Annotated in this window: 10 protein-coding genes and 4 pseudogenes; 12 read left to right on the top strand and 2 right to left on the bottom strand. The window is 39.2% G+C overall.

The window, feature by feature from the left end; genetic code table 11:
- Window positions 1-10 precede the first annotated feature (10 nt).
- The 11 genes and pseudogenes from I6L31_RS09875 to I6L31_RS09825 form a co-directional block, all read left to right on the top strand.
- Window positions 11-418, top strand: a complete 408-nt coding sequence (locus I6L31_RS09875) for a Sec-independent protein translocase subunit TatA/TatB (RefSeq protein ID WP_005001549.1) — start codon at window positions 11-13, stop codon at window positions 416-418.
- Window positions 419-1,180 carry a twin-arginine translocase subunit TatC gene (gene tatC, locus I6L31_RS09870; protein ID WP_004762866.1) on the top strand — a complete coding sequence of 254 codons (762 nt, stop codon included), beginning with the start codon at window positions 419-421 and terminating at the stop codon, window positions 1,178-1,180.
- A gap of 229 nt (window positions 1,181-1,409) precedes the next feature.
- A complete protein-coding gene (locus tag I6L31_RS09865) occupies window positions 1,410-3,050 on the top strand; it encodes a sigma-54-dependent Fis family transcriptional regulator (protein WP_004762984.1) in 1,641 nt (546 codons plus the stop codon).
- Window positions 3,051-3,289: 239 nt separating this feature from the next.
- Window positions 3,290-4,420, top strand: a complete 1,131-nt coding sequence (locus I6L31_RS09860; protein ID WP_004762981.1) for an acyl-CoA dehydrogenase family protein — start codon at window positions 3,290-3,292, stop codon at window positions 4,418-4,420.
- On the top strand, window positions 4,417-5,754 hold the full coding sequence (locus tag I6L31_RS09855; protein ID WP_004762979.1) for an FAD-dependent oxidoreductase: 1,338 nt from the start codon (window positions 4,417-4,419) through the stop codon (window positions 5,752-5,754). Before I6L31_RS09860 ends, I6L31_RS09855 begins: the two co-directional genes overlap by 4 nt.
- 11 nt (window positions 5,755-5,765) lie before the next feature.
- Entirely contained in the window at window positions 5,766-7,145 is a 1,380-nt protein-coding gene (locus I6L31_RS09850; RefSeq protein ID WP_004762978.1) for an ABC transporter substrate-binding protein, read from the top strand.
- 11 nt (window positions 7,146-7,156) lie between these two features.
- Window positions 7,157-8,011, top strand: coding sequence for a nitrate ABC transporter permease (gene ntrB, locus I6L31_RS09845; RefSeq protein ID WP_004762976.1), 855 nt, complete (start codon window positions 7,157-7,159; stop codon window positions 8,009-8,011).
- Between the two features lie 13 nt (window positions 8,012-8,024).
- Window positions 8,025-8,927, top strand: a complete 903-nt coding sequence (locus I6L31_RS09840; protein WP_004762974.1) for an ABC transporter ATP-binding protein — start codon at window positions 8,025-8,027, stop codon at window positions 8,925-8,927.
- 91 nt (window positions 8,928-9,018) lie between these two features.
- Window positions 9,019-9,813, top strand: coding sequence for a sulfite exporter TauE/SafE family protein (locus tag I6L31_RS09835; RefSeq protein WP_004762972.1), 795 nt, complete (start codon window positions 9,019-9,021; stop codon window positions 9,811-9,813).
- A 32-nt stretch (window positions 9,814-9,845) separates the two neighbouring features.
- A complete protein-coding gene (locus I6L31_RS09830) occupies window positions 9,846-10,697 on the top strand; it encodes an MBL fold metallo-hydrolase (RefSeq protein WP_005001553.1) in 852 nt (283 codons plus the stop codon).
- Between the two features lie 164 nt (window positions 10,698-10,861).
- Window positions 10,862-11,020 (top strand): annotated as a pseudogene (locus tag I6L31_RS09825) (IS5/IS1182 family transposase); the annotation flags it as partial.
- A 110-nt stretch (window positions 11,021-11,130) separates the two neighbouring features.
- On the opposite strand, the pseudogene I6L31_RS18565 reads toward I6L31_RS09825, so the two are convergent.
- Window positions 11,131-11,247, bottom strand: a pseudogene (locus tag I6L31_RS18565) (IS3 family transposase); the annotation flags it as partial.
- Window positions 11,248-11,301: 54 nt separating this feature from the next.
- Window positions 11,302-11,469: pseudogene (locus I6L31_RS18360) on the bottom strand (IS110 family transposase); the annotation flags it as partial.
- 188 nt (window positions 11,470-11,657) lie between these two features.
- On the opposite strand from I6L31_RS18360, the pseudogene fruB reads away from it, so the two are divergent.
- A pseudogene (gene fruB, locus I6L31_RS18560) lies at window positions 11,658-12,786 on the top strand (fused PTS fructose transporter subunit IIA/HPr protein); the annotation flags it as partial.
- Between the last annotated feature and the right edge of the window lie 30 nt (window positions 12,787-12,816).

The following is a 12,816-nucleotide window of genomic DNA, read 5'->3' as shown; positions in this document are numbered from 1 at the left end:
AGGGATAGCTATGCTTAATGTAAGCATCACAGAATTCATTGTGTTTGTCATTCTAGCAATTTTAATTCTGGGTCCAGAAAAGCTACCATTTGTTTTGGTAAAAGCGCGTTCTTTTTATAAAAAGACAAAGTATGTTTTTGACAGCAATATTTATGATTTAGAAGCACAAATCGAAAAATATTGTAGTCCTATAGAATTGTCCCGAAAGCAATATATCTACCTTGACCCAATTGCATTTTCTCCTTATCACAGTCTGTTCATTCAGCAGCTATTTCAGATCCGTTCGAGTCAATTATGTACTATTGGCTTAATCCATCAATTACATAGTCATGCATTGCAGCAGGAAATTTGGGCAGCGAAAACACAACAAAATTTGCAGCATAACGCTTCAAAGCAGCACTTGCAGGAGGTAGCTTAAATGAAAAAATCATATGTACTTGCTGAACCTGATACTGCAATTTTACCAATAACAGGACACATTCGTGCTTTAAGAAAATGTTTGATTCAAATGCTTGGTTTTGTAATGTTGTTGGTGCTTGGATTATTACCTTTTCACAAAACTATATATGAGTGGATTTCCCAACCCCTAATTGAACAATTACCTAATCAAAGTCAGATGATTGCAACCACGGTTACAGGAACATTTGTTGCGCCGCTTCAACTCATTTTATTTGTCAGTGTATTAATCAGCTTGCCAATATTGGTGTATTGCCTGTGGAACTTTATTAAACCGGGCCTTAAACATATTGAACGGAGACTGGTATTGCCGTTATTTTTATGTGCGATTGGTTTATTTTATCTAGGGGCGAGCGGGGCATATTATTTTGTTTTACCGACAGCACTCCATTTTTTTATGAGTATTAGTCCTGATAGTGTATTACCAATGACGGATATTCAAAGCTATCTTCAATTTTGTTTGAGTTTATTTTTTATCTTTGGAATGATCTTTGAAATTCCGATTTTAATTTTTTTACTTTCTATCAATCAAATCGTATCAGTCCATGTCTGGAAGCAACAACGTCGCTTGGTTATTGTGGGCTGTTTTTTTGTAGCAATGTTTATTACACCCCCCGATGCACTGAGCATGATTATGCTTGCGGTTCCTATGTATTTGCTCTTTGAAATTGGTTTAGCAGTTTCACAGTTATATTTAAATACAAAACGTATAGAGATCAATTAAACATACACTTTAGAGTTAGTTAGAATTTCAGTTTAGTTGCCATCAAAGTAGAATTCAAATCATCTCTTAATCCAGTTAGTCTGTAGTTGTATAATGCTTCTTAGTGCTCATTAAATGAGCATAATTGTTGTTTTTTCAAAATTTTAGTTGATAAGAATCTCCAGTTGGTACAGGTTTTGCTGAAGCAATCCCTAAATATTAATATGGAATTAGAAGGGATACGTTTAACATGAGCAATAACGTTAACGAAGTGACCCAGCTCAATACGGAAACAGCCTATTGGCGTACCCAGGAAATGTTGCTTTTACAACAAGTGACATCTTTGGCCAGTAAGCAACTAAATACCCAAATTGTATTTAGAGAAATCCTTCATCTTATGTCTGAATTATTGGGACTAAATCGTGGTCGTATTATCTTATTAGAAGACAATAAAAAATTTGGTAGCATTAAATATGCCTATGGTTTAACGCGTCAAGAAGTTGAACGTGGTCGCTATGCGCTAGGTGAGGGGATCACAGGTAGTGTTTTAGAGATGGGACAAACCATTATTGTTCAAAACATCGATGAGGATCATAATTTTTTAGCGCGTAGTGTTAAGCGTGAAAATCTGCCTCAGGAAATAGTCTCTTTTTATGCTTTGCCTATTCAGGTGGATTCTAAAACTGTGGGGGTCTTGGCTTGTCATCGTATTCGGTTGAGAAGGCGGATGATGAATGATGATTTAACGATCTTAAAAATCTTGACCACTATGATTAGCCAGATTTTGTATATGTATCAGCATATTGAAGACAAAACCAGTGCGTTGGCATTACAAAATGATTGGTTAAAAAAAATGTTCCATTCGGACAGTACACGTTATGGTATTGTTGGAAAATCCCCCCAAGTTCTCAAAGCTATCACCACGATCGAACAGGTTTCACAAGCCAATGCGAGCGTTCTCTTATTGGGGGAATCTGGTACTGGCAAAGAGTTATTCGCACGTGCGCTACATCTGGCAAGTCCACGCCGAGAAGAACCGTTCATCAAAGTTAACTGTGCTGCAATTCCTGAGAACTTATTTGAATCTGAATTATTTGGTCATGAGAAGGGAGCATTTACTGGCGCAGTCGGTATGCGAGCTGGTTTTTTTGAACAGGCCAATGGTGGGACAATTTTCCTTGATGAGATTGGGGAAATGCCGATGCCGATGCAAACCAAACTGCTGAGAACTCTACAAGAAGGCACTTTAACGCGTCTGGGAGGAAAGTCTGAAATTAAAATCAGTGTTCGAGTCGTAGCAGCTACTAACAGGGATTTGGCGCATGAAGTTAATATAGGTAACTTTAGACAGGATTTATTCTATCGACTCAATGTAATTCCAATTCAACTGCCTTCTTTAGCTGAACGCCGTAGTGATATTCCTTTACTGGCAATGTATTTTTTAAATAAAACGAATCAGAACAATCAGAAAAATCTGCATTTAAATCAAAGTGCATTGGATCAGTTACAACAGCATACTTGGCCTGGGAATATTCGAGAACTTTCTAATTTTATTGAACGTCTGGTTTTACTTAGTGATAAGTCGATTGTAAGTTCAGAAGATATTCAATTTTTCTTAACTCAAAATAAGGCAGAGAATATTCACCTTCCGAGCAGACGACATCATCTCGCACCTATAGCATCGGCTGCATTTCATATGCCATATCCAGCTGAAATGCCAAATAATTTTTCAATTCGTCCCTATGCAAAAGCAGATTCACATGAGATTAATGAATTGATGACTGCTTTGGAGCGCGCGGGTGGAAATAAAACGCGAGCTGCGCAATTGTTAGGAATGACACCACGGCAGTTTAGTTATCGTCTGGGTAAAATGAACGAACAATCCAATTGAGTTTGTTCGTTTGTACAAAATGTCAGACATTGTAAATAATGTTTGACAAAATAAAGAACTATAAAATTTTTTAAGAAATTAAATTATTGAAAATTAATAATAAAAAATAATTTTAATGCTTGGCACAATGGTTGCAATCCTTATGGCATAGAGCCGTTAAATGATTTAAACGAGCAGTGAATCATCTACTCCATGATTGATCACATTGCTTTAAATCTGATAAGAGAAGGAATAACCAAATGACCAGTTTAAATATTCACATCGAACAACATCCGCATGCCGATCAATTCTTAACGAAAATTAAATCTGTCATCCAAGAAAAACTGTTACCTAAAGTTCAAAGCATTGATGAGGGCTATTATCCTTTAGATGTCATGCAAGCATTGGCTCAAACAGGGGCTTTATCGGCACATTTAAACATGTACGGTAGTCGTTATGATCTGGCGCTTTTAGCGATGCATGAAGTTGGAAAAACTTGTGGCTCAACTGCATTTTTAATGTGGTGCCATATGGTCTGCGGCTTATATATGCAAGAGTCAAATAATCCTGCGTTGATTGCACGTTTAAAAGATCATTCTGAAGGAAATAGCTTTGGAGGAACTGCACTTTCCAATCCAATGAAAGCATTTGCGGGCATTGAAAAAATGGTCTTTAAGGCAAAAAAAGTGGGTGATGGTTATGAGGTGTCTGGCACTTTACCTTGGGTGAGTCATATTCAATACGGTCAGTATTGTGGCGCAATCGCTATGGTAGAACCTCTCAATGACCAACAAGAGCCATATGAAATTATGTTCATCCTTGATCTGGATGAACGGGTCAAATTAAGTCAGTGTCCTGAATTCTCGGGAATGGAAGGTACTAGCACTTGGAGAATTAATCTAGATAGCTATTTTGTGTCACCCGATCAATTAATAGCTGTGCCAGCAAAACCTTTCATTCAAAAAGTGAAACAAGCCTTCGTTTTACTTCAGGCGGGGATGGCAAGTGGCTTGGTTGCTGGAAGTATCGATTCTATTTTAGAAGTTCGTCAGCCTTTAGGTCATGTGAATCAATATTTAGAGGATTCAGCGGAACAATTACAACTCGAACTCGATAGTCTTTTGTCACGGGTAATGAGTTTGGCTAAACAGCCACTTACAGCCCCAGCAGAAGCATTTTTAGATGTTTTGGACGCACGTGCTGAAGGAGCATCATTAGCCTTACGGGCGACACAATCTGCATTACTGCATCAAGGTGCCAGAGGATATTTAAAAACGGCCGCTCCACAACGTCGCATTCGAGAAGCCCATTTTGTTGCGATTGTCACCCCTGCTATTAAACATTTGCGCTGGGAAATGCAACGACTGCTTAAAGAGGAGTTACCAGCATGAAAAACACTCAAACAACAGCAATCGAATGGAAAAAATATATCTGTCGAGCATGTGGTCTGATTTATGACGAGGCCCTAGGCGATCCAGATAGTGGTCTAGTTGCTGGTACGCGTTTTGAGGATATTCCTGATGACTGGGAGTGCCCTTTATGCGGTGTAACCAAACTGGATTTTGAACCCTATGTGGCACTTGATTACACATCAATCTCAGCCGATAGCAGTCCATTTATTAAAAATTCAGCAGAGCAAATTATTATTGTGGGTGCTGGCTTAGCCGGTTGGTCTGCTGCTGAAAATATACGTCGCCTGGATTTAAATAGACCAATTACAATTATCAGTGCGTGTGAGGCTAATGTTTATCATAAGCCTGAGCTTTCTGTTGCATTTTCCCGCCAGCGCACCCCCGATCAGTTAGTGAAAGAAAGTGCGATTGATAAAGCTAAACGACTAAATGTTCAATTGGTAACACATTGCTTTGTAACAGGAATCAATGTGCAAGCAAAAATGATTCGCACCACACGTGGTATGTTTTCTTATCACAAATTGATTCTTGCTCAAGGCGCACAGTCTTTTCTTCCCGCGCCATTTTCCCCAAAGACTTGCTGGCGTATCAATAACTTAAATCACTGGAAGGCGCTTTCAAACCGACTTAACTCTGAGGCGAGTATTGCATTGGTCGGGGCAGGAATGATTGGGTGTGAACTTGCAGAGGATTTAGCCAGTTCGGGACATCGCGTGCATTTGATTGAACGTAATGCATATCCATTATCCACTTTATTGCCGACATGTGCTGGTCAGAAACTTGTCGGAGAGCAGGAGAAAATTGGTATCCAGTTCTATGGTAATACCCAAGTTAAAAGAATTGAGGAAAAGGGCAGTAAAAAAGTTTTGTATTTAGATCATGGTGAGACATTAACAGTTGATTTAATTATTGTTTCACTGGGCCTGAGAACCGATTCAAGATTGGCTAAACAAGTGGGTTTAGCCTTTGAAAATGGCTATGTGGTTGACCCTATGACATTACAGACAAGCCAACCTGATATTTATGCACTAGGTGATTGTATCAGTTTAAATGGTTCGCCTTGTCGTTTCATTGAGCCGATTGCTAAACAAGCTCAAGCCATTTCACATCATATTTTAGAGAAAGAGCATACAGGCTATCAACACAGCATACCGTTGATCAAACTTAAAACCAAAACGGTTTTTATTGAAATCCAAGGTTCACCAAAAACTGATCTGCCTTGGGAAAGTATTGAAGATCACACAGGGATGTTGCATATGCAACAACGCCATCAAACAACGATCACAGCCGAATTTAAAATGGCTCATAAATAGGGAGTACGCATATGGAACATCATAACCGTTATCGCCCCTATGCCTCAGACTCAACATTGGGTAGATGTCAATGTGGTCAACATTCATCGGAGGCAGAGCATCAGCTTGCGCTTCAAGTAACCGAATCAGCGATTGAGCAGAACTCACATGATTTTGTTGAAGCTGCATTGATGAAAGCAATTTTTCCGAAAGAAGTAACACGAAGACAATTTCTAAAAACGGTTGGTGCTGGTACGGCTTTAGCTGCGATCAGTTCAATACTTCCTATTCAATCCTTACAAGCCATGGCTTTAGAAAAACGACCTTTGGAGAAAAAAACGCTGGATGTTGGATTTATTCCAATTACCTGTGCCACACCTTTAATCATGGCGCATCCAATGGGACTTTATAAGGAGCAAGGTCTAAATGTGCAACTTCAAAAGGTCGCAGGGTGGGCTTTGGTGCGCGACCGAATGCTGAACAATGAACTGGATGCCTCACACTTTCTGGCACCGATGCCTATTTTTATTAGTATGGGGATTGGTTCAAGTGCTCAGCCTATGCGAGTGGCATCAGTTCAGAACACCAATGGTCAAAGTATTACTTTGGCATTAAAGCACAAAAATAACCGTGACCCAAAAAACTGGAAAGGTTTCCGTTTTGCAATTCCCTATGAGCAGTCCATGCACAACTTTCTGTTGCGTTACTACTTGGCTGAGCATGGTTTAAATCCAGACCGAGATATTCAGATTCGAGTGACGCCACCCGCGGAAATGATTGCAAATTTACGAGCTGGAAACATTGATGGATTCTTGGGCCCTGACCCATTTAATCAACGTGCTGTTTATGAAGAAGTGGGGTTTATTCATATTTTATCTAAAGACATTTGGGATGGTCATCCATGTTGTGCATTTGGAACATCTCAAGCCTTTATTCAGCAAAACCCGAATACCTTTGCCGCATTGTATCGCACAATCTTGAAGTCAGCGAATTTGGCGAATCAGCCAGAAAATTTGATGAACATCTCTAAGGTGATTTCAAAACCAAATTATCTCAATCAACCTGAAATTGTGGTCCGGCAGACATTAACAGGCCGTTTTGCAGATGGTTTGGGTAATGTAATTTACCAACCGAATCGTGCAGGGTTCGATCCAATGCCATGGGATTCGATGGCGATTTGGATCTTAACCCAAATGAAGCGTTGGGGTTATCTCAAAGCAAACGTGAATTATCAAGATATTGCCAAGCAGATTTTCCTAATGACAGATGCTGAAAAGCAAATGAAAGAATTGGGTGTATTCCATCCAAACGAATATCAAAAGAGAAAAAAAATTATTGTGATGGGGAAGGTTTTTGATCCAACCCAGCCCGATGCCTATATCAATAGTTTCAAAATCAAACGCACATCATAGGAGTACTGCACATGTCCTTGAAATTAAAGTCAGCGGTTTTATCCTGTTTTCTCATGTTATCACTTCTGATGGTGTGGCAAATCGCAACAATGCCAAAACCAAAGACAGGTATGACCAGTGAACAAACTGAATATGCAAAGTTGATGGGAAAAATTCCAGATGAATATGGAAATGTCAAAGCCAATAATGGCATGCCGACACCCAATCAGTTTGTTGATATCACTATTAATCAGCTCAAAGATCCATTTTATGACAATGGTCCAAATGACAAAGGTATTGGTATCCAGTTGATGCATTCTCTGGGCCGTGTAGCGATTGGTTTTTTACTTGCGGTAATGGTTGCGATACCTGTGGGTTTCTTGATTGGTAATTCTCCTTTGCTATACAAAGTTCTTGATCCATTTATTCAGATTTTAAAACCGATTTCTCCTTTAGCTTGGATGCCGATTGCACTTTATACCATCAAAGATTCAACGACTTCTGCCATTTTTGTGATTTTCATTTGCTCACTGTGGCCGATGCTGATTAATACCGCTTTTGGTGTAGCAGCTGTACGTAAAGATTGGCTCAATGTGGCGCGAGTTCTAGAAGTGAATCCACTTCGTAAAGCTTTCTTGGTAGTTTTACCCGCTGCTGCACCTACCATCATTACTGGTATGCGAATTTCAATGGGGATTGCATGGCTCGTGATTGTTGCTGCTGAGATGTTAGTAGGGGGTACAGGTATTGGTTACTTTGTATGGAATCAATGGAATAACCTATCAATTGGCAATGTCGTGTTTGCAGTCTTTCTAATTGGTTTAATTGGGATGTTACTCGACATGATGTTTGGACAACTGCAAAAGAAAGTGACTTATGTAGAATAAATCGGAGAATAAGATGAATACACCTTTTATCAAAGTCGAAGGATTAGCAAAACGCTACCGTGAAGATCAACCTGCTGTATTTGAACATATTAACTTTAGCATTATGCCAGGTGAGTTTGTTTGTGTAATTGGTCATTCAGGTTGTGGCAAAAGTACAATTTTAAACGTGATTGCAGGTTTGGAAGAGGCCAGTGAAGGCGTTGCTATTATGGCAGGTAAGGAGATTAAGGGGCCAAGTCTAGATCGTGGCATAGTCTTTCAAAACCATGCTTTGTTGCCTTGGCTCTCAGTTGAAGAAAATGTGTGTTTTGCAATTAAATCACGTTACCCAGACTGGTCCAAACAGAAGACTCTAGAACACGCATCTAAATTTTTAGATTTGGTTGGACTCAAAAATGTAGGCAAGAAAAAGCCGAGTGAGCTTTCAGGTGGAATGAAACAACGTGTAGGCATCGCACGGGCATTTTCAGTAGAACCTAAGATGTTGCTGATGGATGAGCCATTTGGTGCTTTGGATGCGTTAACACGAGGTGTGATTCAAGACGAGCTACTCAAAATCTGTGAAATGACTAAACAAACAGTCTTTATGATTACTCATGACATTGATGAAGCCATTTTACTGGCAGATAAAATCATGTTAATGAGTAATGGACCTCAAGCCTGTGTAGCTGAAATTGTGGTGAATACTTTACCTCGTGATCGAAGTCGTGAAACGATGCACCATGACCCTCAATACTATCAGATCCGTAACCATCTGATTGACTTTTTAGTAAGACGTTCCAAAGAAGTGAAAAAAGATCTTATTCCAATTGATGCTGAACCTTTACATGTTCATCCTGGCCTAAAAGCCAGAGATGTCAGTGATGAGAAAAGTTCAATTGGACAGGTTCAGCAAATGAAGGAACAACCTGTATAACCTTTTAGGCATCCACGTGTGACATTGAGAGTATGTTGATGCCTGAATCTTTAATTTCATTCGTTTCTAATGGAAATTAATGGAGGTGGCCATGCTTACAGTCATTTTTGGTCTGTTTGTTGGAATTTTACTAGGCTTAACAGGGGGCGGTGGGGGCATCGTTGCACTTCCTATTCTCATGATGGGGTTAGGATATAGCTTTGAAGAGGCAAAGCCCATCGCTCTGTTAGCGATTGCTTTATCTGCAAGTTGGGCTGCAGTTCAGGGACTCAATAAGGGTATCGTTCGCTATCGAGCTGCCTTGTATATGGCTGTGATTGGTTTTTGCTTAGTTCCCCTAGGTTTGTTGCTGGCAAACTATATTCCTTTAACGCTAAGTTTGACAGGATTTGTCTGTTTTCTATTTTATTCAGCCATTCAGCTTTGGAGAAAAGCCAGTTCATCAACGAAAGCAACCAGCATGCTATCAAGTGCGCCATGTCTGGTTAACTCTGAAACTCATCGCCTCAATTGGACATATCTCTGTTTTAAGAAACTCGGATTTTTAGGCGGTAGTTCAGGTTTATTGAGTGGCTTATTGGGTATTGGGGGAGGGATTATTATAGTTCCTGGAATGACAGCGAGTAGCGATATAAAACTGCATAGTATTATTGCAACATCCTTGATGGTGGTTGCTTTGGTTTCAATATCTACAATCAGCATCATGGCTTATCAAGGCATGCATATACCTGCAACGAGTTACCCTTTTATTGTGATGTCGATCCTAGGGCTTATTCTGGGAAGATGGGTAATTAATTATATTCCTCAACCCATTTTACAGCGTATTTGTGCAGCAATTATGTTGTGTACAGCATGCATCATGACGAGTCAGTTGATTGCAAAATAAATTTTAAAATTAATATTTTATAGAGGTTATTTATGGCGCTTAGTATCCAAGCATTTTTAGAGCCAATAAGTTCAACGTTTAGTTATGTGATTGCTGATACAGAAAATAAAAAATGTGCAGTAATTGATTCAGTGCTTGATTATGAGATTAATTCTGCGAGAACTTCGACATCGCATGCAGATGAAATTATTGAATATATTCAAGATCATCAATATCATCTTGAATGGATTTTAGAGACCCATATTCATGCAGATCACTTATCCGCTGCAACTTATATAAAGCAAAAATTAGGTGGAAGGATTGGGGTAAGTAAGCATATCCACTCTGTATTTGAGATGTTTCATCCTGTCTATGATCTTTCTCCAGCAACAGTATCTCAATTTGATTATTTCTTTGAAGAAGATGAAGTCTTTGAATTGTGTGGTCATCAGGCTCTGGCATTGTATGTTCCAGGTCATACTCCAGCAGATATTGCCTTTAAAGTAGGGGAGCATATTTTTGTCGGAGATACATTATTCGCAACAGATATTGGTACTGCGAGATGTGATTTTCCAGGAGGAAATGCATATCAACTGTATAAATCTATTATGAAAATTTTAGCATTTCCTAATAGCACTAAAATTTATTTATGCCACGATTATCCACCGACTTATAGATCACATGAATTTTTAAGTACGGTAGATCAACAGAAAAAAGAAAATATTCATATTAAGCAAGAGGTAGATAAAACTAGTTTTGTACATATGAGACAGCAGCGTGACTCAACTTTAAGTCCACCTCAGTTATTGATTTATGCGATTCAAATTAACTTGGCAGCAGGTAAATTTCCACCTACCAGTCAAAATGGAGTCCAATACTTGAAGATCCCATTAAATCAAATTTAGTAAGGCCTCATAATTAATAATTATTCATTCTTAGGAACATTATAGGCATCTTTGATAACTCAAAAAGTGATCTTCTTTTTGATTGATATTTGGATCCCAGAATTTTTAATTTTATGCATGGCTTTGTTGCACAAAGCTATTCTTGAAGGCTTCTTCAGCAATATATTTTCCAGTTAAAGAAGCCTACATCTAAAATCTACCGTACAACAAATTGGTCATCCTACAATCGTGCTTTAATCAAGCGAGGGAATATTTCAATCTGGTTTGATCCGAAGACCCAATGGTATGCACAACCACAAGGCAAGCACGGACGAAATCAAACTGAACCGTACCAGGTTTGTCGGAGACTTTTTTATTTAAGTTGGGCCACCTGACCTAACGGGTTAATCTTATCATCGTACATTGCTTCAAGCTCAAAAGACGATACATAACTCAGCGCATCAAGCACCATATCAGTATTCTTACGTGTTGATACTTTCCAGCCAACAATTGCACATGAAAACACATCAATAATAAATGCGGTTTAGACCCAACCTGAATGAGTTTTAATTACGTGAAGTCAGTGACCTGAGATACCGTCTTGGTAGTCAATCAGGTTTTGAGATTATTCGACTAATAAATAATCTCTTTGATAGGCAGTCTGATGTTTTAAAACGCCATAACACAGATGTATAAGCTTGCGCATTGCAGCACCTAAAGCACACATTTTATTCTTACCCTAGCTTAATAATTGTTGATATAAAGCTTCAATGTGTGAATTATATTTAATAGGACTAAACCCAACTATCGCAACACTGAACTCTGAAGAATCTCGTCGTTTCTTAATTACGTCGTAATGATGATCATGAAGATAAAATCAAAAAATACAGATTTTTGTGTAAATCCTGAGTAGAATTCGACTTATTTTTTCTGCAGTAAAAAAGCATGGCTTCTCACTATGCTGCTTTGCAAGGACGTTTTATGTTCGCACTAGATATACAACATGTTCGAATGAAACAACACGCCACTGATAAGGCACAAGCGTTGCAATGTCTAGTCGATATCTTGGTCGAAGACCAATTGGTTACACCTGATTATATTCATGGGTTGACCGGGCGCGAACAACAAAGTGCAACGTATTTAGGGCAAGGAATTGCCATTCCGCATGGAACGCCTCAGTCGCGACAATCTATTTTAAAAACTGGTATTCGTCTGGCACACTTTCCTGAAGGAGTTGTTTGGGACGGTGAAAATAAAATTTATTTAGCAGTAGTGATTGCTGCGAAATCAGATGAGCATTTACAAGTCTTACAAATTTTGACGCGGGCTTTAATTAATGATGTCGCTGATCAAGTGAAACAGGCTCACTCTGCAGAGCAAATTATTGCATTATTACAAGCCCAACCCGCATCTTTGGCATTGCATGAAAATTTAATCGCCACCCAAGTTCCCGCACTTGATGTAGAAGATTTAATTTGGCAGGCAACACAGTTGCTGAAACAGCAAAAAATGGTGGAGTGTGGTTTTCTGTCGGGTTTAAACCTAAACAGCATGATTCATTTAGGGGAGGGGGTCTGGTCGATCACTTCTAACCAGCATGTTTTGAGCCCAGCTGTAAGTTTGGTAAAAGCGGAACAGGTTTTAAGCCATCAGCAGGAAATGCTCAAGACTTTGGTGTGTATTGCCAGTAATGAGCAACTGGATATGCAACGGTTTCAACGGTTAATGGATATTTTGTTTGATACTGAACAAGTTCATACCCTCAACCAAGAGCAAGATAGTCACCAGTTGGCGCAGTTAATTGGTGCTGAACTGATTCCTGATTGGCCATCTCGTCGTATTGTCTTAGCTAATGCTCATGGTCTACATGCGCGTCCCGCGACACACTTGGTCAATATGACTAAGAAATTTGCAGGGGATATTCTCGTTGCTGTAGATGAGGGGGCTTACGTTTCGGCAAAAAGTTTAACCAAATTATTAGCTATGGGATGTCGTCGTGGTCAAACTCTGACTTTTATTGCACAACCCGATACCGATGCTGTAGCAGGCTTAGAACAGATTATTGATGCAGTTAAACAGGGCTTAGGAGAAGAGGTTGAAGCTGTTGATTTTGTATCTCATCAGCACAGCAGTAGTGACC

It is taken from the genome of Acinetobacter septicus, from assembly GCF_019355975.1.
In the GTDB taxonomy this organism is placed as follows: Bacteria; Pseudomonadota; Gammaproteobacteria; order Pseudomonadales; family Moraxellaceae; genus Acinetobacter; species Acinetobacter ursingii.
The sequence above is the reverse complement of the archived record's forward strand: the minus strand, read 5'-3'. Positions and strand labels throughout refer to the sequence as shown.